Here is a 26,628-nt window from a genome sequence, read left to right as displayed (position 1 = left end):
CTCGGCGACGACCTCGTACTCAGGCAGTTGCTTGCACCAGTGGGGCGGCAATGTGGCGTCCGATCTTTAATATATAACTTAATCCATCCGCTGGATAGGCCCCCGATTCGGATTCGAGTCAAGCGCCTGGAAATCAGGTGCGCGCCCGCTCGCGAGCATCCTGGGAGGAGTCGCTCAGCTGTGTAACTCCGCCACGAATGAACATGCTTGCGACCGCTCGACTTGCCGCAGCAGCTGCAGCCCTCCGCCACATCCGCAGTGAAGTGCGCATATCGAAGGTCAGAGGCAAGTGAGCAGCGGCGCCGCGGACGTCGCTGGTTCGCGCTCGCTTCCATAGAAGCGAGCGCAGGACCGCCGACCGCACGTCAGCGGTTCTGATCCGGTGGCTCTGCTCATCCTGAGTACCTGGCACCCGAATAGTCGAACGTTCAGGCGTTATGATTGCAGCCAACCTGGTGCTCGTTGTGCGCAATCAGGCGGACCTCGCGCCTGCTGCAGAAAGGGACATTCAGCAGATGCGCCGATCTTCGGATCAGGCGGACGAGGGGGGAAAGGCGACGTCCTGTTGGCCGCCGCGGAATGAGAGGTATAGGCCGCGGTAGCCGATGATCGTCAGGACAAAGCGGACCGCCACCTCCCGCATGGTTTGCACATGTTCCCACAGGTCGACCTGATCGGCGGCCGCCTCGCCAGGCTCGTAGTAATAGCCACGATGGACGATACTATTGCGCGCTTTAATAGCAGCGCCGATGTCGAGCGGATTGATGCCTTCGAGCGGCACCTTCCACTGGTCCGCCAGGATCATGATTCGCTCGAAAAGCGGCCGCCGGTTCAAGTCTTGAAGTTTGGCTGGGAGAGCCTCGCGCATGGCGACGATGCTGGCCAACTGCTCCTCAGCCGCGTCAGCGAACGTGGCGCTGAGGTCCGCGCCGACAAACTCCCGAGCCCGTTTGGCAAAGGCGTCGAAACGTTTGCGTGGAAGATAAAGCTGTAGCGAGTTCGGCAGATTGGAATTGGCCAAGTTCTCAAGCGCGGTGACCAGATTGGTGAGCCGGTGCTCGGTGTATGTGGCCGGCAGCGTCATCCATTCGATCGCATAGCCGAGATGCTGGATAGCAACGGGAGGTGCCTCGAAAGACTCAAGCGCCGCTTTGAAAATCTCTTGCATGCGCATGGGGTGATGCACGTGCTGATGCGATCGGCGTGGGCTCGACTGGGAGACGGCGGTCCGCCGCCACATCCCGTCGAGCCAAGCGTCGCGGACCGGGTAGCCGACTTGGTAGGCCATCGCGAAGCTCATGCAGTCGTGGACATGGTGGAAGAGACGCTCGGCGTCGCCGAGCCATGCTGTCGTGTCGGCGATGGGGCCGTGCGCCTCAATTGACGTGACCCCAGAGATCCGGTCCGTTCCCTTGCTCGGATAGTTGCCCGCCATACGGATCGTGCCGACCGCAGTGGAACCGCTGAGGCCTGGCCAGGCCTCGAAGCCCCGCAACGCCCAGCGCAGCTTCGGCGGTGCATCTCCATTGTCCTGAGGTCGTGAGAACTCCGCCTGGCTGTAGCCCAAGTCGAGTGTGACGTGGGCGCTGGTGGGCGTTGCGCGTATGCCCGTGCGCTTCAGGATAACGCTGTTGGACTCGAAGCGGGTGCCCGCAGCCGACACCGCCGTGATTGTGTAGCGCTGCATCTTGGCAGCCTTGTCGCAACCGACAAGGTCAACGCGGAGCTGGAGAGCCTCACTGGTGGCGGGGATCGGGTTGACCCGGAAGCGCAGTTCGCCGTCGAGGCCAAACCGAACCCGGAACCTGATCGGCACCACGAGGCCGTCGCGCGTGATCGTTCCTTTGAAGGAGACGAACTGCGTGAGGTCTTCGGCTTCGCTGCTGGGAGGACTTCTCCGGCTCATCAAGCATCTAAGCATGTTCGGGCCGGCGGCTGTAGCCTGCACGGTGGGCCACCACCTACCTTAGCCGATCGAAAATGAGTGCCGCTGTTCCGGTACCTTACGATTGCGCCCGCCAGTTCGGATACTCGGTTGCGCGCCGGCGAGGGGCTCGAGCTTGCCTCTGGGCTTCGCGAGTAGCCGTCGCCGCGAGGCGTTGGCCGCGAGCGCGCGAGAGCAGATCAGAACCACCGACCTTCTGATGCCAGGTGTTCCGGGCAACCGAACGCTCGACCCCTACAGTTGCCCATAGAGGGGCGTAAGGTGCTCTCCCGACGGTGCGATTTGGTCGAGTCCCCCTCCGATCAGCGCGATTTCGTCGTTGGAGAGGCCGTGCAGCCAAGAGTCAGCAGGTCGTTTCACGCCGCCGCCGTCGCTGAGTTTCTGACCGCGAGCACTGAGGAGGTTGTCGGGCATCGGCAACCCGTGTCCGCTGCTGCTAGTCGGTCTGCCCGACGCCATGTCCTCGGGAGGGGGGGCGCCAGCTCGGCGATGAGGTTGTATAACAGGCGGTGGAACTCGGAATCCTGCTAGCCCAGGTATTGCGCCGCACGGGCCTAGTCCAGCTCCAGCGTCTTGCCGGTGAATTAGGGGCGGGCGGCGTCTGCCCCTGCAAAGTGTGCGAACAGCGGTCGCTTCTCGCGCTAAAGGGCCATAGTGCCATATAGACGGGGCTCCCGCATCGCCGGCAATGCGCGATATTGCGGCGCGGCTTCCCCTGTGGGCGTCGGTGATCATCCGTCGCCAAAGCTCCCAGTACACCGTCGGGGCAGCGAGCGGCTCCTCTGCGCTGATCAGGCCAATTCCGTCGCCAATCATGGCCAACCTGATGATGCGTTGGGCCGGCCGCTCCATGCGCGCCCCCGTGTTGGGACGCGCGACAGCGCAGCTTGAAACGCACGCCGGCGGGCAGGGCAGCTAGCGGCATGTGGTCTACTTGGCTCAGACGTGCACGTGGACGTCGTAGCCCAGGGAGCGGAGCGACTTGCTGGTGCGGCCATTGCGGGGAGGATAAAGGTCGGGGAGGGCCCAGCCGATGATCTCGCCCAGGCTGCTGACGCCTAGAAGCTCGACCTTCCGGCGGCTGTCGTTCAGGGCGTCCCACATCCGGTGTGGGACCTCTTCCGGGGCGCCTCCGTAAAGGACGAACGCTAGGGTCTCGGTGACCGGGATGCCTTTGCTGGTGGAGTCGCGCCAGATGCGGCGGGCCAGGGCGTCCGACTTGGTCTCCATTGGGTAGATGGGGCCGTCGGGTAGGCCAACTTTCGCGTTCTTCACGCGTCGTGCGTACTCGCGGCTTGCGTGGACGTGCCACAGCGCATCGGCGAACGCGTCCTCGGTCATGGTGGCGAGGGAGGCTTCGGAGAAGGTCTCCCGCAGCATGGGGGCCACCAGGTTGAGGGTGTTCTCCTCGTCCTTCACGTCGGCGAGGACCTTCCACCACTGGGCGGCTTCGGCGAGGGCCTTGTCAGGGGAACTCTTGTTCTCCTCGAAGTACCGTTCATAGGCGGCCTTCCGCTTGTCGAACGTCCGCTTGTAGTAGTGCGCATGGAGGAATTGGTCGGCCTGTGCACCGCGGGGCGCATCAGGCGCGACCCAATGGGGCCGGAACTCGTCGCTGCTCACCACATCGGCGATGTTGCGGATCGTCTGCAGTGTGGAAATCCATTCTTGCAGGAACTCATCCCGCGCTTGCGAGCCCGCTGTCGCCGAGCTGATGAACGCTGAGCCCGTGAACTTCTTGACGAGGTCTGTCGCCACGAATGCGTCATCCGCGTCCTTCTGCGCCTGCCGTCGCCGTTGAAGTTCAAGGCTCCGCCGTTCGAGGAGCTCGTAGAGCTCCTTGGTCAGGGGGGAGGATTCCTGGTCGATCTTGGCGAACAGCCGGTTGAGCTCCAGCGCCTGGCCAGAGCCCTCCAGTTCCTCATCGGTTAAGAACATCCCGGCTTCAATGTTGTTGTACCAGGCGGACGGCGTCAGGTTCGCCGAGCCGATGTAGGCGCCGTGTCCCCGCCACCAGATGACCTTCGGGTGGAAACAGCGGACAAGCTTGCAGCTGTAGCGGGCGGCTCGCCGCTCCAGGAAGCGCTTCAGGATCGGCACAGCGACAGGAACGCCTTCGTCGAACCGACCCCAGAATCGCAACGGGACCTCGTTGTTCCAGCACCAGTCGAACAGGAGGTCCTCGCGGGTGGCGTAGGCGACGGCGGCGTCGACGCGTTCCACCTTGTCGCCAGCGTTCTCCATGATCGTGCGCAGGTAGAACCCATTCACGCCGCCGAGCACCAACTGCATCGCCACCCTTTCGCACCTGATCCAGGCCGCTGTCCTCACCTAGCTTTGCCGTTCAAGCACCCGCGGTCGAGTCCTGCCAAGTTGTCTGACCAGGGCAAGCCTCGTGTCGATGCATCGCGTTGGCTCCGATCCCGGGTCGACTGGCTCAATCGACCTGATGGGCTTGATCTGGCCAAGGGGAGCCGGGACTTCGGCCGGGCAGTCCCCGCAACACTGGCGGTCGGCTTCTTCCGCTGGCCTGCGGCCATTCCCCGCCACACAAGCAAGCGACCTTCGACGTCCTCTGCCCCGGCTGCGGGCCTGCAGCTGCAGGGCCTGTAGTCCCCGTCCTGCGATCGCCGTCAGCCCGCCATCAGCGCGGTACCGAACCCAGGGGGACCCGCCATGGCGGCACCTTCACCAGGGAGAGCACCGGCAACTACTACGGCTCGATCAAGACCCTGCGCCTGAAGGTCAAGCAGGCACCCCTCCGGCCGCTAGAGAAGACGACTGACCAGGCCCCGGACTACCGCATGGACATGGGCGATCGACTCCGGGGCGGCGTGTCTCAAGACCGCGCGCGGATCGAGAATACCTTCCGGTCAAGCTGAACGATCCAAGCTTCGCAGGCGCGATATACTCCACGCTGGTCTAGGCCGACGACGGGTACAGCCCGATCTGGTCGCGCGGCCGCCAGGCTGTTTGAGTGCAGGGTTGCGCGCTGCCGCGCTGGCGGGGCGTACATTGCGGTGTGGGCAGGCACTGCCTTAGGCTTCTGGTCGGGCTCCAGAGGGGCAACTTGCGCGAGATCGACGTCAACGCTGTGCGGAACCCCCAAATCCTCCTGCACGGGCTCAGCGGGGCGGATCGGGTCTACACCTTCTATTACGACGAGACGAACAACATCCGCCGTCTCCACGTCACTGCGAACGGGTTCAACGTCCGGGAGCCCATGTGCTTTGTCTTAGGCGGGGTGGCCCATCGTGGAGCGCCGCGCCCCCTGGACATGGCCGCCCTCAAGTCAGCGGTGCGGTTGCAGCCCAACGCGACCGAGCTCAAGCTGGCGCACCTTGGCAAGGGCGACCTGTTCAGCCTCCTGAAGTCGTGGAAGGTAGAGGCCTACCTTGACTGGCTCCAGGCGCAGGACCTCCTCGTCCACTATTCCGCGGTTGACCCCCTCTATTGGGCGACGGTGGATATCGTGGACTCGATCATCACCCACGATCGGCTGGCAAGCATGCAGGCCTTCCACCGGGAGTTGAAGGCGGACCTCTTCACCATCCTCCTGGCGGACATCGAGGATGCCGCGCATCTGTTCCACCGGTTCCGCTATCCCGACGTCGGTGAGGCCAACCGCCCGGCGTTCATTGGCGAGCTACTGCAGCGGCTCGAGCAGCGGGAGGCGCTCATCGACCGGTTCGGCTTCAACGTCCTGAAGGGCGTGCTACAGGCCGGCGCCATGGACCCGTTGATCTACCTGCAGGATGAGGTGGCGGGCACACTCCTCGGAAGTTTCGCTGACTTCACCATCCATCGCATCTGCCTGTTCAAGAACGCCCAACATCGGCTCGACGTGGAGCCGGTGATCCAGGCGCGGCTAGCGGCCTGCACCTTCCTGGACGATGGCCGGGAGCTCAATACCTTTCGCTTCGTCGACTCTCGCGCGGAGGCGGGGGTCCAGGCTTCTGATGCTCTGGTGGGCCTCCTCGGGAAGCTTTTCTCCTACGTTGTACGGACTGGTCCCGCCCAACTCGTCGCCGATCGGCGACGCCTGATCCCAGGGCAAGCCCGGACCTTGGCCAAGCTGAACGCGTTGCTGGACCGCTCGGCAGAGGAGACGCCAGCGTTACTGCACCAGGTCGCCTCGATCAGTGCCCTGCGCGCAGGCCAAGCCTTTCTTGAAGCCACGTGAGCCCGATGATCGGGCTGGCGGCCCGAGGGGACCGGCGGTGAGCAGCGGCGGCCCCCACAGCCGCCGAGGGCGTGATCATGGCGTGAGCGGCTGTGTAGGGCAGGATAGCCTTGCAGGCAGCGTGTAGACATCAGCGGGGCCGCGGCTCCAGCCGAGCGCAATTGGACCTTGAGGTCCGCAGCATGTTGGCTACGGATGTCGGAACCACAGATCGGCGCGCTGCCGCGGCGGTTATCCGGGGGGCTGCACTCGGTAGGGGCCGCCCTTGTTGTTGATGCTTCGGCAGGTCAGCGGTTCGAGTACGCGTTGTGCTCCGCGCAGACTGAGACGTTCGCCTCCCCACCTGGCGGTTTCGGGGGTAAGGGCAGAGAGCGCCGTAATCCGGAGAAGGCCGACTTCGCCGCCTGGCGGTGAGAAGCTCCGAGAGCGAGCGGAGCGTGGAAGATTGGTCGGCCTGAAGTAGCAAAGGCGCGGTTTGCGAGACGGCGGACAGCGCCTTGACGACAATGGCGCGGAGAGGCTCCGGGAAGCGGAGCTCTTGCGAAAGCAAGCGAAGATCAGAGTCACGTGGCTCGTTGAGGCTCGAGCGTTGCTCGGTCCTGAGCACCAAGACGTTGTGTTTGGTGAAGCCATGCATCCGCGTGTGCGTGGCAGCCGGGCATGAAAGCCAAGTGCAGGCGCTAATCCGTGAGCTCCTGCGCCTGCGCCCTCCCACCTGGTTGCGGGAGGCGGAGGTAGGGCGAAGGACGGCGACCCCACCAACCGGAGGTGAGGCGGCTGCGGTGCCGCGGCTCTTGCAACGTTGAAGCGAACAGGGGAGTCTCAGGGCAATGAAGACGAGCCTCGACCATCTGCCGGAGGCCAAGCGCCGCGAGCTGTCGCGGATCGTGGAGATCCTCTTCGCCGAATTCGAGGACGCCCTCGCTGGCAAGACCGCGCCGCACCGCAAGGCCGGCCGCATCCTCAAGGTCGTGCTGTACGGCAGCTACGCCCGCGGCGACTGGGTGCAGGACCCGATCGGCGGCTACACCTCCGACTACGACCTGCTTGTCGTCGTCAATCACGAGGAGCTCGCCGACCTCGCCGAGTACTGGGGCCCGGCGGACGACCACCTGCTGCGCGCCTACCAGATCAGCCGCGAACTGACCGCGCCCGCCCACTTCATCGTCCACGCCCTTTCCGACGTGAACAGGCAGCTCAAGCGCGGCCGCCCGTTCTTCACCGACATCGTCAAGGACGGGGTCGCCCTCTACGAAGCCCCCGACCACCCCTTCGACCAGCCGCAGCCGCTCTCCCCCGAGGAAGCCCGCCACGAGGCGCAGGGCTACTTCGATCAGTGGTTCGAAAGCGCAGAGCGGTATTTCGCGAATGCACGAGAGAACGCAGCTCGCAGCTGGAACAACGAGTCGGCCTTCCTGCTCCACCAGGCCACCGAACGCCTCTACCACTGCCTGCTGCTGGTCCTGACGCTCTACAGCCCGAAGTCCCACAAGCTGAACTTCCTGCGCTCGCAAGCTGAGCGCGTCGCCCCGCAGCTGATCGAGGCTTGGCCGCGCGACAGCCGCTTCGCCCAGCGCAGCTGGGAGCTGCTGCGGCGGGCCTATGTGGACGCCCGCTACTCGCCCCACTACCGCATCACTCCCGAGGAGCTGGCTTGGCTGATCGAGCGGGTCGGTGTTCTGGCAGATCAAATTGAGCGGCTGTGTCGCGGCCACGTTAGAAGCCTTACAGCCCCTCCGGACGAAGTCGCCCAATCGTCCTAGTGAGCCTCATGACGCACCCCGTGCTTCTTCGATCTCCCGAGCTCAGGTTTCTGCCTTCTTCCCTGCTCGTGAGAGTGTTTGCTTCACATACCGGGCTTCCGTCCGTTCCTGACGTAGCTCTGAAGTCAAGTCTGAAGCGCGGGCTGCAGTACGCCTCTTGCTGTTAGTTCGGTCGGGACCGCTCAAGGGGTGAGCGGGCCCGAGAATCTTGCGAAAACGGGAGGTGCCGACTAGGTCGGCCAGGCGAAGGCCAATCGGGCCTGGGGGCGGAAATGACGAACGCGCAAAAGCGCCAGCTCCAGGCGGCGCTCTGGGGAATAGCGAATGATCTTCGCGGCAAAATGGATGCCGACCAGTTCAGGGATTACATCCTAGGCTTCATCTTCTACAGATATCTGTCCGAGCGCATGCAGCAGTATGCCGACCGACTATTGAAGCCGGACGGGCTGCAATTCAGTGATATTCGCGAAGGCACTGCTGAAGGCGAGGAGTATCTCGAAGCGCTTCGCACCGAAGCCATCGACGAGCTCGGCTATTTCCTGCGACCTTCAGAGCTCTTTTCTGCTGTTGCGGCGAAGGGGGCGCAGCGGGGCGACAACTTCATCCTGGATGATCTCAACCGCATCCTCGGGAACATACAGCGCTCCACCATGGGGGCGGAGAGCGAAGAGGACTTCGATCATCTTTTCGAGGATATGGATCTGGGCTCCACGAAGCTTGGTCGCACCGTTGGCGAGCGGAACTTGTTGGTCACCCGCATCTTGGGGCGTTTGAATGATGATCGCGTCGATTTTCGCTTAGACGAGGCCGAGAGCGACGTGCTCGGTGACGCCTATGAGTACCTGATCGCCCAATTCGCAAGCGGCGCAGGTAAGAAGGCCGGGGAGTTCTATACGCCTCAACAGGTGTCCACCGTTCTCGCGAAGATCGTGACCAGCGGGAAGACGCGGCTTCAGAACGTTTATGACCCCACCTGCGGGTCCGGGTCGCTCTTGCTACGCGTGGCGCGCGAGGTCGGAATTCGGAACATCGCTGACGGCTTCTACGGGCAAGAGGCCAATCGCACGACCTACAACCTCGCTCGCATGAACATGATCCTGCACGGAGTGAACTATAGAAAGTTCGACATCAAGCAGGATGATACCCTGGAGCGGCCGCAGCATTTGCATCGGCAGTTCGAGGCCGTTGTAGCGAATCCTCCTTTCTCCGCCAATTGGAGTGCGGATCCTCACTTCCTACAGGATGAGCGATTTAGTGCGTATGGCCGGTTGGCGCCCGCCTCTAAGGCGGACTTCGCATTCGTTCTCCACATGGTCCACCAGCTTGCCGACAACGGCGTTGCCGCGGTGATCTTACCGCACGGGGCGCTCTTCCGAGGCGGCGCTGAGGGAGACCTCCGTCGTATTCTGGTCGCGGAGCGGAATTACCTCGATGCGGTCATCGGCCTGCCGCCGAACATCTTCTACGGTACGGCTATCCCCACGTGCGTACTGGTGCTGAAGAAGCATCGCGAATGTCCCGAGGACATCCTCTTCGTCGATGCGAGCCGGAGGTGCGATCGCGGCAAGAACCAGAACGTGCTGCTCGACTGTGATGTGGACGCAATCGTTGAGGCCTACGTCAGCAGGCGTCCAGAGAAAGGATTCTGCCATAGGGCAACGCTGAAAGAAATTGAGGAGAACGATTACAATCTAAACATCCCACGCTATGTGGACACGTTCGAGCCTTCACCGTACATCGATCTTGCTGAGGTGACCTCTATTCTCAAGGCGCAGGAGCAAGATCTCTCAGCACTTGACGCAACTATAGCCAGCTTTTGCGAGGAGCTCGGGCTGGAGGCGCCGGTTTGAGAACGATCGCCTCACCGCAACTCAGGTTTTCGAACTTCTCTGAACCCTGGTCAGCCCTCCGGGCCGGCGAGGCATTCGACCAACGCCGTGAACGCGGTGTGCCCGGACTTCCGATTTATGCAGTGACCATTGATCGCGGCATGGTTCGGCGCGACAGCCTTGAGCGTGAAATCTCAGCCAACGCCAGCGACGAGGCCAATCTGAGGGCCCGAGCCGGCGACATTGTCTACAACATGATGCGTATGTGGCAGGGTGCTTACGGGCGAGCACCTGAAGACTGTATGGTGAGCCCAGCCTATGTCGTGCTGTCCGCGCGCTCAGGCTATTCTCCACGGTTTTTTGCCCATCTACTTCGCGAGCCGCGTCCTCTATACTGGCTGTGGGCTTTTTCGCACGGGCTCACCAACGATCGCCTGCGGCTTTATTATCGCGACTTCACACGCGTGCCGTTACATGCCCCTTCTTTGGAGGAGCAGGAGAAGATCGCCGATATGCTTGACGCAATGGATGCGCGCGTCGAGCTCTTGCTGAAGCGAGCCGAGACGCTCTCCCAGTACAGGGATGGGGTCATCCAGCAGTTGTTCAGCGGAGAATTGCGGTTTGCGCCGCCAAAGGGCGGCGCCTACGCGGATTGGATCGATGCGCGTTTAGGTGAAGTGGCGAGCTTCGCAAAGGGGCGAGGCGTATCGCGCGAAGACATCGCTCCGGAAGGGCTGACCCCCTGCATCCGCTACGGTGAGCTCTACACTACCTACGGCGAGGTCATAGGGCAGGTGGCCTCAAGGACCCACCTCGACCCCGCGGGATTGATGTTGAGCATTGCCGGGGACGTCATTGTGCCCGCGTCCGGCGAGGACCCTCTGGAGATCGCGTCTGCCGCTTGCGTACTGCAAGATGGCGTTGCGCTAGGAGGCGATCTGAACATCATCCGCTCCTCTCTCGACGGAGTGTTCTTGGCCTATCTGCTGCGCAACGCCAAGCGGCTGGAGATCGCTCGCCTGGCTCAAGGTTACTCGGTCGTGCATCTTTACCCTCACCACCTCAAGCGCCTGAAGATTCGATTCCCGGCGCAAATCGAGGAGCAACGGCACATCGCCGCTTTCCTGCAGGCCCTCGACAGGAAGGTCGCAGCCGTCCGGGCGCAAGCGGCCGCAACCCGCACATTCAAAGCGGGCCTCGCGCAGCGCCTATTCGTGTAGGTGGGCCGTGCAAAGTCTCCGCGAGTTGATCGAGCGGCATAGCGATGAGAACAGTGAGTTCCGCTACTACATCGGCAACATCGAGAAAGCCGAGCGTAACGAGATTGACCACCCAGATGTGACAATCGAATGCTGCGCAGCGCTGTTTCAAGGCCTCTCTAAGACCATCGTCAAGCGGCTTGCACCGGAGCAATACGGCTCGGAATTTGAGAATCTCTCGATAGGTCGCCAAGTAAAGGCGGCGCTCAGATGCCTCGCTGCGGGCGACGAGACGGTTGAGCTGGCGTTTCCAGTGGCGGCCGAAAACCTAGTCCGCATCATCGGTGAGCTAAGAAATCAGCGCGGCGACATAAGCCACGGCCGTCTGGTGCCGAAAGAGCTACAAAGCGATCGAAGCTTGGCGCGGCTGGTGCTGAACGTCACCGAGCCGCTGCTGCGCTATATGTTAGCAACCTACTTTGCATTGCAGCCTCAGCGGCGGCTTGTCTCCGACTACGAAGAGAACGGTATTTTCAACGCCTGGCTTGACGAGCAGAACCCGCTCTTAGGTCGGGTTTCGTATAGCCGCGCGCTTTTTGACCAGTATCCCGAGGAGTACTTGATTCAGCTTCAGGACTACCTCGACCAGTCCGCTGAGATCGGCGACGTGCCGGCGGGTGATGGGAGTTCCAATGACTGAGACCGAAGCGCAGCTGGAGCAGGGCCTAGTGGAGCGCTTGGCCGCGACAGGCTGGACGCCCATCAGAATACGCGATGAGGTAGATCTGCTCGGAAACTTGAAGGCCGAGCTTGAAGCGTTCAACCGTGTAAGCCTCACTGCCAATGAGTTCGAGCGGGTGCTCAACCACCTTGATCGCGGCGGAGTTTTTGACCGAGCAAAGACGCTGCGCGACCGCTACGAACTCACGCGAGAAGATGGCAGCCGCTTATTCATTGAGTTTTTCGACTCTCGTGAGTGGGCTCGTAATCGATATCAGGTTGTTCAGCAGCTGCCGCAGACAGGTAGCTACAAGACCCGGTACGACGTGACCCTCCTGGTCAATGGTCTTCCGCTCGTGCAGGTCGAGCTGAAGCGCCGGGGTGTCGAGATCAAGGAGGCCTTCAATCAGGTCAATCGTTACCATCGCCACAGCTATTCTGCTGGCTACCGGTTGTTCCAATATATCCAGATATTCGTGATTTCGAACGGGGTGAATACCAGATACTACGGGAACAATCGCAAGCAGAGTTTTCGGCAAACCTTCACTTGGAGTGGGCCCGACAACCTGGCGATCAATGCTCTGCCGGATTTCGCTGACGCCTTCCTTGACCGCTTGCATGTAGCGAAGATGATTTCCCGGTACATGGTGCTCCATCAGGGCGACCGGCAGCTCATGGTGCTGCGACCCTATCAGTATTACGCGGTTGAGGCCATTCTTGAGCGGGTTCGTCAGGGCGGCGACGGCGGATACGTGTGGCATACGACTGGGTCAGGAAAAACCCTCACGAGCTTCGCCGCGGCCAAACTTATCACTGATCTTGAGGACGTGAGTAAGGTCGTTTTCGTGGTGGACCGTGCAGACTTGGACTACCAGACCACTCGTGAATTCAACGCATTCAGCGAAGGCAGCGTCGACGGCACGCACAACACACACACGTTGGTCCGGCAGTTTACGGACAACACTAAGTTGATTGTCACCACCATTCAAAAGCTGAATACCGCGATCTCGCGAGTTCAGTTCTTAGAACAGATGCGTGCGCTTTCCAATCAGCGCATTGTCTTCATCTTTGACGAGTGCCATCGCTCCCAATTCGGTGAAACCCACAAACGGATCACAAGCTTCTTCTCGGACCATCAGCTTTTTGGGTTCACCGGGACCCCGATCTTGAAGGAAAACGCTAATCGTAGCGGAGCCTTAGCGCGGACTACGTCCGACCTCTTCGGCGATTGCCTGCACAAGTACGTCATCACGGACGCTATCCGCGATGGAAACGTGCTGCGCTTTTCCGTCGAGTACTGGGGCAACCTTCGTCGCCGTGATGGATCGCTCGTGGACGAGCAGGTAGCTGGGATCGATAAGAAGGAGTTCTTCGAGGACCCTGATCGGATCGGCAAGATCGCAGATTGGATTATCGCTAATCACGCCCGCAAAACTCATGACCGCGACTTCACGGCGATGCTGGCGGTGGGAAGCGTTGACGCGCTGATCGCGTACTACGAGGCATTTCGCGCGCGGAGGGAGAAGGGACTCCACGACCTCCGCGTCGTGACGATCTTCACCTATGGGGCTAATGAGGACGATAAGGACGCTAACGGCTTGATCGGGGAGCCGGAGTTCGAATTAGGGCCGGAAACCCCGCAGAACCGGCACACTCGCGATGCTTTAGAGAGTTGCATCGCTGACTACAACGAGATGTACGGAACTGCCTTCTCCACGAGGGACAGTTTAAGTTTCTACAACTACTACCGGGACATCGGGCGGCGGATCAAGCATCGTGAGCGTGAAGACGCACAACCGGCGGACCGCGTCGACATCCTACTCGTAGTTGGTATGTTCCTGACCGGGTTCGACGCGAAAAAAGTGAACACTCTCTACGTCGACAAGAACCTACAGTACCATGGGCTTATCCAGGCGTACTCTCGCACTAATCGGGTTCTGAATGAGGTTAAGTCGCAAGGGAATATAATAGCATTCCGAAACCTCAAGAAGTCGACCGACGAGGCAATCAGGCTATTCGCCGACAAGAACGCCGAAGATAAAATACTGATTCCACCATATCAGGGTATCGTCGCTGACTTCAACAACAGCACGCATCAGCTACTGGCGATAACTCCTGCTCCAGCCGACGTAGATCGCCTAGCCGATGAAAACGAACAGCTACTTTTCATCAGGACCTTTCGTGAGCTCGCGCGGTTGAGGAATGTCCTGTCCACCTTTGCGGAGTTTGATTGGGGGGACCTTGAGCTCTCCCCGCAAGCTTTCGATGAGTACCGCAGCAAGTACGCCGATCTGTACGAGCTAACCCGCCGTTCGCGCCAAGAAGGGGTTGTCAGCATCGTTGGCGACGTCGATTTCGAGCTTGAGCTGATCCGGCAGGATCGCATCAACGTCGCGTACATCCTACAGCTCCTGCGGGACATCAAGGATGAGGAGTCACGAGGGCAAACGCCGGAGGAAAGCCGCGCAAAGCTCGCTAGTGCACTCGATATGATCTCGGGCGATGTTCAGCTGCGCAGTAAGCGTGAACTGATCGAGAAGTTCGTCCAAAACAACATGCCGCCGCTTCAGACGGGTGGTGATGTACAGCCTGCCTTCCGGGCGTTCTGGTCTGCAGAACGATCCGCTGCCATAGAGGCGCTCTGCGCCGATGAGCGGCTGGACCGGGGGCGGTTCGAGGCCCTCCTGCGCGCCCATGTTTTCTCGCACGTCGTCATGCGTGAAGATGTAGCTGCGGCATTGGAGAAGCCTCCGAGCGTGCTCATGCGGCGGAAGGTCGTCGACCGTGTCTTACAACGGATGGACAGCCTCGTGCGCACCTTCGATGACGACCTCGACGGGATTGAAGATCCCGCTGTCGCTTGACCGATCTACTACTCAGCGCCTACTGAATGATGAGTCAGTAGGGAGATGAGTTGCAGTGCGTACGATCGCCATCGATTTCGAAGTTCACAAGCTCATCGAGATGGAGCGTACTAGCTTCGACGAAACGCCCAATGCGGCGCTGCGCCGTCTCTTGGGGCTGCCACGTTCAAGCGCCCGGACTGAAGGCGATCACGCCAAAGGTCCGGGCTGGACTTGCGACGGCGTACATCTCCCGGACGGCACTCAGCTGCGGATGAGCTACAGTGGCCGCTCCCATCGCGGCGAGATCGACGGCGGGACTTGGTTGGTGGAGGGCCAGCGCTTCCGCTCGCCCTCAGGCGCTGCTTCGGGCGTAGCTCGTACACGATCCGGCAAGCATCCGCGGCTTGACGGCTGGATCTATTGGGAAGCGCTCTTGCCAGGAACTGAAGAGTGGATCCGAATCCTCGAGCTTCGTTCTCGAGTTTTGCGCACTGAGGCGCACCGCTCAACCGATACCGCCATCTAGCGGCAACACGCTCTTGATACGCCGAGCGCTTCCCTCCGAGCCTGTGAAACGAGTGACATGAGCCTGGCCGCAGTTCGGGCGAGCCGGTCAAGCCTACCCTGCGGCGCGTTGCGGGCCTGACCGGCCGCGCCCTGCGGCCCTGCGCCTCCTGACCCTCGCTACGAGGGCTCATGGAGGATCGAATGCCGCTTCTGACCTACACGCACGTGCAGTTATTGCTAGCCAACGGACGTCGCCGCGCCGCAGGCTTGAACGTGGACCCGCCGCCCGTTGTTAAGCTCTTCACACCTGACGGAGCTGCAACCTGGCTGCTCACAGAGCTTGATCCCGACGATCCGGACGTAGCTTTCGGGCTTTGCGACCTTGGTCTAGGCACTCCGGAGCTCGGCCGCGTTCGCCTTTCCGAGCTTACTCGGGTGCACGGACCCCTTGGTCTTCCAGTTGAACGCGATCGTTCTTTCCGACCATCTCAGTCGATTAGCGCATACGTGCGGCGTGCCCGCCGGCTCGGCCGAATTGACGCATAGACGCGCAACTACGTCTTGCAGGGGGATCGGTTCGCGCCGGTCTCCCATTCGGCTGAGCACTTTGGAACCTCAGCGGCGTCACCCTGCCGGTTGCGAAGTGCGTTAGCTAGCGGGAACAGCGGAAGCTTACTGACGCCAGCGCGTAGGTTTCCGCATCGTCGTCGATCGAGCGGCCGGAGAAGCTGACGCTTCTTTATCAGGACGCCCCCGATGATCGAGCATGACCGCACCCCTGAACGCTTCCTCCGCACGGCGGAGGCAGGGCGCTTCCTGGGCCTTTCCGGCCGAACTCTTGAGAAGCACCGCACCTTCGGCACCGGTCCAACGTACCGGAAGATCGGCGGCCGGGTCGTCTATGCCGTCCGAGACCTGCAGGCTTGGGCCGACAAGGGGCGCCAAACCTCAACCTCCGAGCCGCGCGCGCTCAGTCCTGCGCGGCGTCTGGACGAAGTCCGCACCTTCACCCGCTGAGCGGGCTTTAGCGGCGCGTCACGCGACGCGAGCAGCCACAATGCCGTGAAGCGCCTCCGGCCGAAGGTGCGTGTAGCGGCGGAGCATCTTCCAGTCCTTGTGGCCGGTGACGAGCGACACCTGTTCGATCGTGAACCCCGCCTCGAACAGCCGGCTCGTGCCCTCGTGGCGCAGGTCGTGGAAGCGCAGGTCGTCGATCGCCAGCCCCCTGCAGGCCCGCCTGAACGCCGTCCCTGCGGACTTGTGGCAGTAGGGGAAGATCCGGTCGTCCTCGTTGCCGCGGCACGCCCGCTGCTCTTCGATCAGTTCCATGGCGTCGTAACCGGACACCGCCAGCAGCGGGATGCGTTGGTCGTTGCCCTTCTTCACCCGCGGGTCTTTGCGGTCCCGGATGGTGAGCATGCGGGTGCGGGTGTTCAGGTCACTCCAGGTCACCCGGCAGATCTCCTCCTGGCGCATGGCCGTGGCGACGGCGAACTTGATGATCCGACCCATCGGGATCACCTGGCGCGGATTGCCGTCGAAGTGCGCGATGAGCCGCGCGATCTCCTCATCGCTAGGGCGCCGGTCGCGCTCGTTGCTCTTGCCGATGAGGCCTAGCCGCTTAAGGGCGATGCGCGCCATGTCCACGGGCTCGACCTTCACCGGCAGGCCATGGATGGCCACGGCGTGGGAGAGCACCAGCCGGATCGCGCCGATGTCCATGCTTACGGTCACGGGTCCGGCGCCGGCGGCGGCCCGCTCACGCCCGAACTGCACGAGGCGCTCACGGTCGAGGTGGGCGACCTTCTCCTTCCCCAGCTCCCGCTTCAGCATCAGCAGGGTGGCGACCTTCGACCGGCCGGGCGCGCGGCCCACTTCCTTCATGTCGGCCATGTGCAGGTCGACCAGCTCCCCGAAGGTGCGGATGCGGGAGAGCCGTGAGGGCAAGGGTGCATCGCCCAGCTCGATCTGCCGCTCGGTGTCCTGCGCCCAATCCTTCGCGTCGCTGTAGCGGGCGAAGGTCTCGCTGATCGTGCGGCCGCGGCGGCGCACCTGGACGCGCCAGCGGCCGGATTTCTGTTTGCGGATCGAGGCCATTTTCTGGGTGCAAATCCGGTGCAGTGGAATGGCGAAAAGGGGCGAAAACGGGCGTGGATTGTCGTAAGAACGGTGCGCCAGATGCCCGACTAACTAGCTGAGTTATAAGCGAAAAGTGACGCAATATCAAGCGCATAGGCTGTCCGTTGCGCCGATGATGGACTGGACGGACCGGCATTGCCGGGCGTTTCACCGGACTCTCTCGCGGCGCACGAAGCTCTACACCGAGATGCTGACCACCGGCGCCATCCTGCACGGCGACAGGGCGCGCCTCTTGGCGTTCGACGCCGTCGAGCACCCCGTCGCCTTGCAACTCGGCGGCTCGGAGCCTGCCGATCTGGCTGAGGCCGCCCGTATCGGGGAGGCGGAAGGCTACGACGAGATCAACCTCAACGTCGGCTGCCCTTCCGACCGTGTCCAGTCCGGCCGTTTCGGCGCCTGCCTGATGCGCGAGCCGCAGCTCGTCGCCGACTGCATGGCGGCGATCGGCGCCGCTGTGAAGATCCCCGCCACTGTGAAGTGCCGCATCGGGGTGGACGACCAGGAGCCTGAAGAAAGCCTGTTCACCCTGGTGGACCTCTGCGCCCAGGCCGGCGTCACCGAGTTCGTGGTCCATGCCCGCAAGGCTTGGCTGAAGGGCCTGTCGCCCAAGGAGAACCGGGACATCCCGCCGCTGGACTACCCGCTGGTCTACCGCCTCAAGCGCGAGCGCCCGGACCTGACGATCGTGATCAACGGCGGAGTGGGCACGCTGGACGAGGCCGTGACGCACCTGGATCAGGTGGATGGCGTCATGATGGGGCGCGCCGCCTACCACACCCCCGGCCTGCTGGGCGAAGCCGACCAGCGCATCTTCGGCGAAGTCGGCGCCGTCGAGGCCGCGGAGGCGGTGGAGGCTTACAAGAGCTATGTCAGCGCCGAGCTGGCGCGGGGAACGCACCTGGCCGCCATGACCCGGCACATGCTGGGCCTGTTCCATGGGCAGGCGGGCGCCCGCGCCTGGCGGCGCATCCTGACTGTGGAGGGCGTTAAGCCCGGCGCCGGGCTCGAGGTCATCGACGCGGCGCTGGCTGCCGTGACGACCCGGTCACGGCCGCAGGAAGAGAGCCTCGCGGGTGGCCTGGAAGCTGGAGAGGCGGCCTAGGTAGGTCATCCCGAGCAGGGACGCGTCCAGCCCCTTCTCGATGACCACCGCGTCGACGTCGTCCAGCTTGGCGCCGGCCACGGACACCGAAGCGAGCTTGACGGTGGCGGCGCGCGCCTGGCCGCCCGCGGTGACGACCTTGGAGCTGTATTGAAGCTTCGCAGTGTCGATGCCCAGTTGCTGAGCGTCTTGCGGCGTGAGCGCCACCGCCGTGGCGCCGGTGTCGACGAGGAAGCGGACCTTGCGCCCATCAACTTCGCCCTCGGCCCAGAAGTGGCCGTCCTTGGCCTTCATCACGGCCGGGCCCGACACCGCGTCCGCGCCCGTGGAGGTCATCAGCAACGGCGTCTCAGCCTTGGCGGCGCGCAGCTCGAGCGGGGCGCGGGCGAGTACGATCACCGCCTCCGCGCCGATGGCCGCGGAGGTCCCGGCCACCAGAGCCGCCATTACGATGGTGGAAAGTCTCGACACCCAGGCTCATCCCATCAACGGCCTCTTCGGGCCCTGTCTTGATGTGGAAGTTAGCTGGCGCTGGGTTTTCAAGCGGTGAACGGCCGCGCTCAGATCAGCCCGAGCTTCTCGGGGCGTATCTGGGCCCGTCGGGCCGGCAGTTCGGCCATCACGGCGGCGCGGCTTGCATCGTCCAGCCGCGACCACGTGGCGATCTCCTGCAGCGTGCGGAAACAGCCGAGGCACAGGCCGCTTTCGCCATCGACGGCGCACACCTGGATGCAGGGCGTGGCGATCGCTTTCGGCGGGCGTTCTGTCATGAAGCGCGGGTAGTCCATCGATTGGTCCGGCGCAACGCGGATGGCGCTTGCTTCAAGCTTCGCCGGAACTCACCATCGCCATGGGATTTCCTGTTCGGCGGCCGCCAGGGGGCCGCGCAAGCGTTGATCGAGGGCGGATGACGGTCTTCAGACCCGGCGAGACCTGCTGGCGCAAGGCGCATGCGGATCGTGTGGCCTTTCTGATCGACAATGAGGCCTATTTCGCCGCCGTCTACGACGCCATCCAGAAAGCGCGCCGCTCGATCTTCATCCTCGGCTGGGGGTTCGATCCGCGAACGCGGCTGTTCCCTGACGGCTATGACGGCCCTGATGATCCGGACGAGATCGGCCGCATCCTGGTGGACCTGGCCTGCTCGCGTCCTGAGCTCGACGTGCGGCTGCTGATCTGGAAATCGGCGCTGCCTATCAGCGCCAGCCAGGAGTTCTTCCCGCACAAGGCGCGCAAGTTCTTCCACAACACGCCGGTCAAGTTCCGCCTGGACGACCAGGTGCCCTTCGGCGCCTGCCACCACCAGAAGGTGGTGGTGGTCGATGACCGCGTCGCCTTCTGCGGCGGCGGCGACATCTCCATCGACCGGTGGGATACGGCTCGCCACCTGGACGACGACCAGCGCCGCATCATGCCGCGGCAGGACCTGCACGACCCTCGTCACGAAGTCATGATGATGGTCGACGGCCCGGCCGCCGTCGCCCTGGCGGAGCTCTGCCGCGAACGCTGGCGAAAGGCGACGGACGAGACGCTGGGGCCGCCGCCGGACGCGGGCGGTGATCCCTGGCCCGATCATGTCCCAGCGGCCCTGCACGGAGTGGACGTGGCGATCGCCCGGACCGAGCCCAAGTGGAAAGGCCGCCCGACAGTCGACGAGATCCGCCGGCTGATCCTGACCTCCATCGCCGAGGCGAAGGACACGATCTACCTAGAAAACCAGTACTTCACCTCGCCCCTGATCACCGAGGCCTTGGCGCAGCGGTTGGGGGAGCCGGACGGTCCGCAGGTGGTGCTGATCTCCACAGGGCGGGCGCCGAGCTGGTTCGATCAGGTGACCATGGACCGCACGCGAGGCGCCATGATCTGGCGGCTGCAGGCGGCGGACATCTTCGGCCGCTTCCGCGCCTTCTATCCAACCACGCCGCGCAAGGGCGAGGTGATCATCGTCCACTCGAAGGTGACGGTGATCGACGACCGGGTGGTGCGGATCGGCTCGGCCAATCTGAACAACCGCTCCGGCGGTTTCGATACGGAGGTCGAGCTCGGCATCGAGTCCGACGACGAGGCGGAGCGGCTGACGATCAGCGCTTTCCGCGACCGGCTGGTCGGCCACTTCATGGGCTACACGGGCGATGCGGTGGCCAAGGCCAGGGCCGATTTCGGCGGGCTTGTGGGCGCGATCGACGCTCTGAACCGCGAAGGCCGCCTTGCGCCCATCGTGCCGCCGAAGCTCGGACCCGTCGCCGAGTTCATCGCGGCCTACCACCTGGGCGATCCGTCCGACACAGACGACTCCTGGCGGCTCGGCAAGCGTCGTGACCGGCTGTTCCAGCAGGCGCGGCGCCTGGCCGACACCGGCCGAGCCGACACCTGGCGTCAGGCGATGGACTAGGCCTCGGCGGTTTCCCGTGCCGCTTCGGCGCTCGTCTTGATCTCGGGCGTCAGGTCGAAGTCCATAACCAGCGGCAGGTGGTCGGAGGCCAGCCGCGTCAGGGGATCGTAGGGGGCGAACACGTCCTGGACCACGATCTCACGGCTGACGAACAGGTGGTCGATCCGCAACACCGGCAGCTGCGAGGGAAAGGTGGACGTGGGTGAGCGCTTCGGCGCCAGCAGCCGCGCCGCCTCCAGCCGGGCCGTCAAGGTCCGGTAGACGATGGACGTGCCGGTCGCGTTGAAGTCGCCGAGCAAAATCGTCGGCCCTTTGCATCGAGGGTGCTCCAGCCAACTTGGCCCGGCCAGGAACGAGGCTTGCATCTGCTGCTCGCGCGGGACCAGGCCCAGGTGCGTGTTGATGATCTGGACCGGCGCACCCTCGATCTCGACCTCGACCCAGAGCGCGCCGCGCGGCTCCAGCGCCGGAAGCCGCGGATGGCCGGGCAGGGGCCCCACCTGGATCAGCTTCTCCGGGAAGGTCGTTAGAATGGCGTCGCCGTATAGTTCTTCCTCGACCTTGAGGGCCGCGTGGAAGTGGCAGGCCATGTCCAGCTGGCGTGCGATCTCGTGAGCCTGGTCGATGTGGCGGGTCCGGGCTCGCCCGACGTCCAGTTCCTGCAGGGCGACGATGTCGGGTCGCAGGGCGGCGAGCACGTCGGCGACGCGAGAGACGTCCAGCTGGCGGTCGTTTCCGACGCAGCGGTGGACGTTATAGGTCACGATCCTTGGCATAGACTCCAAGCTGTGGCCGCCTTCCATGGCGAAGGCAAGGCGTGGGAACGGGCGAGAGCCAGACAGGGTTTCTCCACATCCCACATGACTCATTCAAACATTTGATTGGACGTTTACGTAAGCGTCATCTTCCCAAGCCGGAGAGGCGGGCGTAAGGTCCCGATCCGTTGCCGATACGCTGTAAAACGGCCGCGCCAGACGGCCGTGGAGGGAGCCTGATGAACCTCGACTTCACGCCCGAAGAGAACGCCTTCCGCGAGGAAGTGCGCGCCTTTATCCAGGAGAGCTATCCCGCCGAACTGCGCGCCAAGCAGAAGGCCAAGCAGGAGCTCTCCAAGGAAGATTACCTGTCCTGGCACCGCATCCTGGCCAGGAAGGGCTGGGTCGCGCCGTCGTGGCCCGAGGCCTACGGCGGCACGGGATGGACGCCGACGCAGAAGTACATCTGGAGCGAAGAGCTGGCGCGCGCCGATGCGCTGCCGCTGCTGCCCTTCGGCCTCTCAATGCTCGCGCCCGTGATCTACACCTTCGGCACCGAAGAGCAGAAGCAGCGCTTCCTGCCGGGTATCTTCAACGGCGACGTCTGGTGGTGCCAGGGCTACTCGGAGCCGGGCGCGGGATCGGACCTTGCGTCGCTGAAGACCCGCGCGGAGCGGATCACCGGCGATGACGGCAAGGAATACTACTTGGTCAACGGCCAGAAGACCTGGACGACCCTGGGCCAGTTCGCCGACTGGGGCTTCTTCCTGGTTCGCACTGACCCGAACGCCAAGCCGCAGGCCGGCATCTCCTTCCTGCTGATCGACATGAAGAGCCCGGGCGTGACCGTGCGCCCGATCATCACCCTGGAAGGCGGGCACGAGGTCAACGACGTCTTCCTCGACAATGTGAAGGTGCCGGTCGAGAACCGCATCTTCCACGAAAACCAGGGCTGGACCTGCGCCAAGGCGCTGCTGGCGCACGAGCGCACGGGCATCGCCGGCGTGGCGCGCTCCAAGCGCGGGCTGGAGAAGCTGCGCAACGTGGCGCGCACGGAGATGAGCGACGCGGGCGGCCCGCTGATCGGCGACGCCTTCTTCCGCCGCAAGCTGGCCGAGTTGGAGATTGACCTCCAGGCGCTCGAATTCACCGAGCTGCGCACCCTGGCGGGCGAGAGCAGCGGCCGCGGCCCGGGGTCGGAAAGCTCCATCCTCAAGATCAAGGGCACCGAGATCCAGCAGCGCCTGCAGGAACTCGCCCTGGAAGCTGCGGGCCACTACGGCGCGCCCTTCCTGCGCGATCTCGGTCACAACGTGCAGATCGGACCCGACTACGCGCGCGGCGTGGCGGGCGACTACTTCAACGGCCGCAAGACCTCGATCTACGGCGGCTCCAACGAGATCCAGCGCAACATCATCGCCAAGATGGTGCTGGGGCTCTGAGCGGCGCGTAACAACAGGTTCGGGGACGACATCGATGGATTTCAACTTCACCGACGAGCAGACGATGCTGCGCGACACGGTCGCGAGCTACCTCTCGGACAACTACGACATCGACAAGCGCCGCGCGGCGCTCGGCAAGGAGCCGGGCTGGCGTCCGGACGTCTGGAAGGCCTTCGCCGAAGAACTTGGGATCCTCGGCGCGCCGTTCCCGGAGGAGCTGGGCGGCCTGGGCGGCGGCGCGGTCGAAAACATGATCGTCATGGAAGAGTTCGGCAAAGCCCTGGTGGTGGAGCCTTACCTTGGGACGGTGGTGATCGGCGGCGGCTTCCTGAAGCACTCCGGCCACGCCCGCGCCGAGGAGTTGATCGGGCAGATCATCGGCGGTGATGCGATCTTCGCCTTCGCCTGGGCCGAGCCGCAGGGCCGCTACAACCTCGCCGATCTCAAGACCACGGCCGCCAAGCAGGGGGAAGGCTTCGTCCTGAACGGCCGCAAGGCGGTGGTGATTGGCGCGCCCTACGCCACCCATCTGATCGTCACCGCCCGCACCGGCGGCGGCCAGCGCGAGCACGAGGGCGTTTCTGTCTTTCTGGTGGAGAAGAACGCCGCCGGCGTGACCACCCAGGACTACCCGACTGTCGATGGCTTCCGCGCCTCGGAGGTCACGTTCGAGAACGTGCAGCTTGGGGCGGACGCCCTGATCGGCCCGTTCGACCAGGCCATGCCGCTGATCGAGCGGGTGGTGGACGAGGCCGTCGTTGCGACCTGCGGCGAGGCGGTGGGCGTGCTGCGCAAGCTGCACGAAGGCACCCTGGAGTACGCCCGCACCCGCAAGCAGTTCGGCGTGCCGCTGTCTTCCTTCCAGGTGCTGCAGCACCGGATGGTCGACATGTTCATCAACCTCGAGCAGTCGATCTCGATGACCTACATGGCGACCGTGAAGCTCGGGTGGGACGGCGAGCGCTCCAAGGCCGCCGCCGCCGCCAAGGTGCAGATCGGCAAGGCCTGCAAGTTCGTCGGCGAGAGCGCCATTCAGATCCACGGCGGGATGGGCATGACCGAGGAGATGGCCATCGGCCACTACTTCAAGCGCGCCAGCATGATCGAGACGGCCTTCGGCTCCACCGACCACTTCCTGGCTCGCTACGAGTTCCTGTCGCTGGGCGAGGCGGCCTGACGCACATCAGCCGGTTGCGGAAGGGGCGCGACGCGGCCTAAGCGGCCCTTCATGTCCCTCCGCGACTTCGGCCTTCTGGTGCTGGTGTGCCTGATCTGGGCCGCCAACAACGTGATGTCGAAGTACGTGGTCGGCCCCATGGGGGTGCCGCCGCTGTTCTACGCGACGGTCCGGTTCGCCCTCGTCACCGTCCTGATCTTCCCCTGGCTGTTCCAGCCCATGCCGCGGCCCCGCTGGCGGCTGATCGTCATCGCCCTGCTCATGGGCGTCGGCAACTTCGCCATGCTGTTTGTGGGCCTGAAGACCGCCACGCCATCCTCAGCGGCGGTGGTGCTGCAGGTTGGCGTGCCGATCACCACCCTGCTGTCGGTGCTGGTGCTCGGCGAGAAGATCGGCTGGCGGCGCGGGCTCGGCATCGGCCTGACCTTCGCTGGCGCGCTGGCCGTCATGTGGGACCCGCACGGTTTCCGCATCACGCCGGGCCTTGTCTACGTCGCGCTCTCGGCGCTGTTCTCTTCGATCGCCGCGATCCTGATGAAGCAGATGGAGGGCGTGAAGCCGCTGCAATACCAGGCCTGGGTGGGCTTCGCCTCCGTCTGGCCTCTGGCGGCGCTGTCGTTCTTCATCGAGCCGGGGCAGGTGGAGGCGGGCCTGGCCGCAGGCTGGCCGTTTGTCGCCGCTGTGCTGTTCTCCGCCGTCGTGGTCTCCATCGGCTCGCACAGCCTCTACTACGTGCTCGTCCGCCGCTATGAAGCGAACCTGATCTCGCCGTTGACCCTGATGACCCCCCTGGGCACCATCGCCGGCGGCGTGCTCTTCATGCACGATCCCTTCGACCTGCGGATGGCGTTCGGAGCGGCCGCCGCCTTGGCGGGCGTCTTGGTCATCGCCCTTCGCCGCAACCAGGTCATGCCCCTCTTCATGGCGCTCTGGAGCCGCTCGCAATGAACCTCATCGAAGCGCCGTCCCCGAACTTCAACAACCGCACCGCGCCGCCCGAAATCCTGGTGCTGCACTACACCGGCATGCCGACCGGCCAGGAAGCGCTGGATCGCCTGCGCGACCCCGAGGCCAAGGTCTCGTCGCACTACCTGGTGGAGGAGGATGGCCGCGTCTTTCGTCTGGTGGCCGAGGAGCGGCGCGCCTGGCACGCGGGGGTCTCCTCCTGGCGTGGCCAAACGGACATCAACGGCGCCTCCATCGGCATCGAGATCGTCAACCCAGGTCACGACTGGGGCTACCGCGCCTTCCCAGACGCCCAAATCGCCGCCGTCATCGAACTCGTGGGCGACATCCGCAGCCGCTGGACCATCGAAGACCGCAACATCGTCGGCCACTCCGACGTGGCGCCTGAGCGCAAAACGGATCCCGGCGAGCTGTTCCCCTGGAAGCGGCTGGCGGAGGCCGGCCACGGGCTGTGGGCGGAGGTTCCTCCCGCGCCCGGCCTGCCGCTGAAGGAGGGGGAAGAGGGCGCCGGCGTGTTCGCCCTGCAGGCCGGCTTCACTCGCCTGGGCTTCGACTGCGCTCCATCCGGCAAGTTCGAGCCGCGCACCACTGCCGTGGTCCGCGCCTTCCAACGTCACTGGCGTCCGGCCAAGGTGGACGGCATCGCCGACGGCGAGACCCGAGCCCGCCTTATCGCACTCCTGCGCCTGGCGTCTCTGACGGAGTAGACCTGCCCCCAATCCGCGGACCCGTGTTACGCTGGCTCTCTGACAACGAGGAGGCGGCCATGGAGACGGAAGAGCTGCACCGCGGTCGATTGGTCGACCACATCCAATTGGTGGTCGCCGACCTCGATGCCTGCCGGAGCTTCTACAAGGCGGTGTTCGAGGTGCTGGAGATCCCGCTGGGCGGCGAGGCGGATGACTACTTCTGGGCCGACGAGCTCTTCGTCAGCACCGCCGACAGCGCGGCGGCGCAAGGCCAGCTGACCGGCCGCCACCATCTGGCGTTTCAGGCCAAAAGCCGGGACGTGGTGGACGCATTCTACCGCGCCGGCCTCGGAGCGGGCGGCCGCGACAACGGCGGACCGGGGGAGCGGCCCTATCACCCCGGCTACTACGCCGCCTTCCTGCTCGATCCGGCCGGCAACAACATCGAGGCGGTCTACCATGGCCCCGCAACCCGCAGCGCGGAGTCGGTCAAGGTCACCTTCTGACGGATAGGATGGGTTGACCCGGGCTGACCCGGCGGTCACTTATCCGCCCGGATCAGACGGCCGGGCGGTCGCGGGCGCAAGCTCGAGGAAAGTCCGGGCTCCACGACGACATGGCGGCGGGTAACGCCCGCCGGGGGCGACCCCAGGGATAGCGCCACAGAAAGCAAACCGCCGGGCGTTCGCGTCCGGTAAGGGTGAAAGGGTGCGGTAAGAGCGCACCGCGTCCTTGGCAACAAGGGCGGCAAGGCAAGCCCCGCCAGGAGCAAGACCGAATAGGGATCCCGCGCTCGCGAAAGCGGGTAGGGCCGTCGCCGGCCCGAGGGATCCGGGTTGGTCGCGAGAACCGGTCCGCGAGGATCGGTCCAGAGGAATGGCCGCCGCGTCCGCAGCTTCGGCTGCGGGCGGCACAGAACCCGGCTTACAGGCCGTCTGATCTCTCCACCCGCACACCAGAATGGGCGTCAATGA

General features: G+C 63.9%; 23 protein-coding genes and 1 other RNA gene. 18 read left to right on the top strand and 6 right to left on the bottom strand.

Annotated features, from left to right (window positions below; all coding sequences use genetic code 11):
• Positions 1-532: 532 nt before the first annotated feature.
• A complete protein-coding gene (locus DJ018_RS15335) occupies positions 533-1,906 on the bottom strand; it encodes a hypothetical protein (protein WP_111515850.1) in 1,374 nt (457 codons plus the stop codon).
• A 978-nt stretch (positions 1,907-2,884) separates the two neighbouring features.
• Positions 2,885-4,237: a phospholipase D family protein gene (locus DJ018_RS15325; RefSeq protein ID WP_111515848.1), complete on the bottom strand. Its 1,353-nt coding sequence runs from the start codon at positions 4,235-4,237 to the stop codon at positions 2,885-2,887.
• A 233-nt stretch (positions 4,238-4,470) separates the two neighbouring features.
• Here DJ018_RS15325 and DJ018_RS19615 point away from each other — a divergent pair, with 233 nt between their 5' ends.
• The 10 genes from DJ018_RS19615 (at position 4,471) to DJ018_RS15280 (ending at position 16,009) form a co-directional block, all read left to right on the top strand.
• Complete coding sequence (locus tag DJ018_RS19615) at positions 4,471-4,827, top strand: DUF736 family protein (protein WP_338066150.1); 357 nt, start codon at positions 4,471-4,473, stop codon at positions 4,825-4,827.
• A gap of 188 nt (positions 4,828-5,015) precedes the next feature.
• Entirely contained in the window at positions 5,016-6,128 is a 1,113-nt protein-coding gene (locus DJ018_RS15315; RefSeq protein ID WP_133254308.1) for a DUF3800 domain-containing protein, read from the top strand.
• Positions 6,129-6,958: 830 nt separating this feature from the next.
• Positions 6,959-7,891 (top strand): HEPN domain-containing protein, encoded by a 933-nt coding sequence (locus tag DJ018_RS15310; protein ID WP_111515846.1) that lies wholly within the window; start codon positions 6,959-6,961, stop codon positions 7,889-7,891.
• A 272-nt stretch (positions 7,892-8,163) separates the two neighbouring features.
• Positions 8,164-9,741, top strand: a complete 1,578-nt coding sequence (locus DJ018_RS15305) for a type I restriction-modification system subunit M (RefSeq protein WP_111515845.1) — start codon at positions 8,164-8,166, stop codon at positions 9,739-9,741.
• Positions 9,738-10,940 (top strand): restriction endonuclease subunit S, encoded by a 1,203-nt coding sequence (locus DJ018_RS15300; protein ID WP_133254307.1) that lies wholly within the window; start codon positions 9,738-9,740, stop codon positions 10,938-10,940. The genes DJ018_RS15305 and DJ018_RS15300 overlap by 4 nt, the downstream gene beginning before the upstream one ends.
• 7 nt (positions 10,941-10,947) lie before the next feature.
• A complete protein-coding gene (locus DJ018_RS15295) occupies positions 10,948-11,619 on the top strand; it encodes an abortive infection family protein (RefSeq protein ID WP_111515843.1) in 672 nt (223 codons plus the stop codon).
• Positions 11,612-14,503 carry a type I restriction endonuclease subunit R gene (locus tag DJ018_RS15290; protein ID WP_111515842.1) on the top strand — a complete coding sequence of 964 codons (2,892 nt, stop codon included), beginning with the start codon at positions 11,612-11,614 and terminating at the stop codon, positions 14,501-14,503. The genes DJ018_RS15295 and DJ018_RS15290 overlap by 8 nt, the downstream gene beginning before the upstream one ends.
• Before the next feature lie 55 nt (positions 14,504-14,558).
• On the top strand, positions 14,559-15,011 hold the full coding sequence (locus tag DJ018_RS19015) for a hypothetical protein (protein WP_133254306.1): 453 nt from the start codon (positions 14,559-14,561) through the stop codon (positions 15,009-15,011).
• Between the two features lie 170 nt (positions 15,012-15,181).
• Positions 15,182-15,538, top strand: coding sequence for a DUF2958 domain-containing protein (locus tag DJ018_RS15285; protein ID WP_476742287.1), 357 nt, complete (start codon positions 15,182-15,184; stop codon positions 15,536-15,538).
• Between the two features lie 210 nt (positions 15,539-15,748).
• Positions 15,749-16,009, top strand: a complete 261-nt coding sequence (locus tag DJ018_RS15280; RefSeq protein ID WP_111515840.1) for a helix-turn-helix transcriptional regulator — start codon at positions 15,749-15,751, stop codon at positions 16,007-16,009.
• Between the two features lie 18 nt (positions 16,010-16,027).
• Here the strand turns inward: DJ018_RS15280 and DJ018_RS15275 are convergent, their stop codons facing one another.
• A complete protein-coding gene (locus DJ018_RS15275) occupies positions 16,028-17,089 on the bottom strand; it encodes a tyrosine-type recombinase/integrase (protein ID WP_111515839.1) in 1,062 nt (353 codons plus the stop codon).
• Between the two features lie 154 nt (positions 17,090-17,243).
• Here DJ018_RS15275 and dusA point away from each other — a divergent pair, with 154 nt between their 5' ends.
• Positions 17,244-18,233 carry a tRNA dihydrouridine(20/20a) synthase DusA gene (gene dusA, locus DJ018_RS15270; RefSeq protein WP_111515838.1) on the top strand — a complete coding sequence of 330 codons (990 nt, stop codon included), beginning with the start codon at positions 17,244-17,246 and terminating at the stop codon, positions 18,231-18,233.
• On the opposite strand, the gene DJ018_RS15265 is transcribed toward dusA, so the two are convergent.
• Both DJ018_RS15265 and DJ018_RS15260 read right to left on the bottom strand, forming a co-directional pair.
• Complete coding sequence (locus DJ018_RS15265; protein WP_240609579.1) at positions 18,177-18,704, bottom strand: TIGR02281 family clan AA aspartic protease; 528 nt, start codon at positions 18,702-18,704, stop codon at positions 18,177-18,179. The genes dusA and DJ018_RS15265 overlap by 57 nt on opposite strands.
• Positions 18,705-18,793: 89 nt before the next feature.
• Positions 18,794-19,021, bottom strand: a complete 228-nt coding sequence (locus DJ018_RS15260; protein ID WP_240609578.1) for a DUF1289 domain-containing protein — start codon at positions 19,019-19,021, stop codon at positions 18,794-18,796.
• 119 nt (positions 19,022-19,140) lie between these two features.
• On the opposite strand from DJ018_RS15260, the gene DJ018_RS15255 reads away from it, so the two are divergent.
• Positions 19,141-20,625 (top strand): phospholipase D-like domain-containing protein, encoded by a 1,485-nt coding sequence (locus DJ018_RS15255; protein ID WP_240609577.1) that lies wholly within the window; start codon positions 19,141-19,143, stop codon positions 20,623-20,625.
• Here DJ018_RS15255 and DJ018_RS15250 read toward each other — a convergent pair.
• Positions 20,622-21,401, bottom strand: a complete 780-nt coding sequence (locus tag DJ018_RS15250) for an endonuclease/exonuclease/phosphatase family protein (protein WP_111515836.1) — start codon at positions 21,399-21,401, stop codon at positions 20,622-20,624. The genes DJ018_RS15255 and DJ018_RS15250 overlap by 4 nt on opposite strands.
• A 218-nt stretch (positions 21,402-21,619) precedes the next feature.
• Here DJ018_RS15250 and DJ018_RS15245 point away from each other — a divergent pair, with 218 nt between their 5' ends.
• The 6 genes from DJ018_RS15245 to rnpB all read left to right on the top strand — a co-directional run bounded on the left by DJ018_RS15245 (position 21,620) and on the right by rnpB (position 26,597).
• A complete protein-coding gene (locus DJ018_RS15245) occupies positions 21,620-22,822 on the top strand; it encodes an acyl-CoA dehydrogenase family protein (RefSeq protein ID WP_111515835.1) in 1,203 nt (400 codons plus the stop codon).
• Positions 22,823-22,856: 34 nt separating this feature from the next.
• Complete coding sequence (locus DJ018_RS15240; protein WP_111515834.1) at positions 22,857-23,999, top strand: acyl-CoA dehydrogenase family protein; 1,143 nt, start codon at positions 22,857-22,859, stop codon at positions 23,997-23,999.
• A gap of 51 nt (positions 24,000-24,050) precedes the next feature.
• Positions 24,051-24,947, top strand: coding sequence for a DMT family transporter (locus tag DJ018_RS15235; RefSeq protein ID WP_111515833.1), 897 nt, complete (start codon positions 24,051-24,053; stop codon positions 24,945-24,947).
• Positions 24,944-25,672, top strand: a complete 729-nt coding sequence (locus DJ018_RS15230) for a peptidoglycan recognition protein family protein (protein ID WP_111515832.1) — start codon at positions 24,944-24,946, stop codon at positions 25,670-25,672. Before DJ018_RS15235 ends, DJ018_RS15230 begins: the two co-directional genes overlap by 4 nt.
• A gap of 59 nt (positions 25,673-25,731) precedes the next feature.
• Complete coding sequence (locus tag DJ018_RS15225) at positions 25,732-26,160, top strand: VOC family protein (protein WP_111515831.1); 429 nt, start codon at positions 25,732-25,734, stop codon at positions 26,158-26,160.
• A 52-nt stretch (positions 26,161-26,212) separates the two neighbouring features.
• Positions 26,213-26,597, top strand: an RNA gene (gene rnpB, locus DJ018_RS15220) — RNase P RNA component class A.
• Positions 26,598-26,628: the final 31 nt, after the last annotated feature.

Origin of the sequence: Phenylobacterium deserti (genome assembly GCF_003254705.1) — a bacterium.
Taxonomy (GTDB): domain Bacteria; phylum Pseudomonadota; class Alphaproteobacteria; order Caulobacterales; family Caulobacteraceae; genus Phenylobacterium; species Phenylobacterium deserti.
Note: the sequence above shows the minus strand (reverse complement) of the source record. Positions and strands in the feature narration are given on the sequence as shown.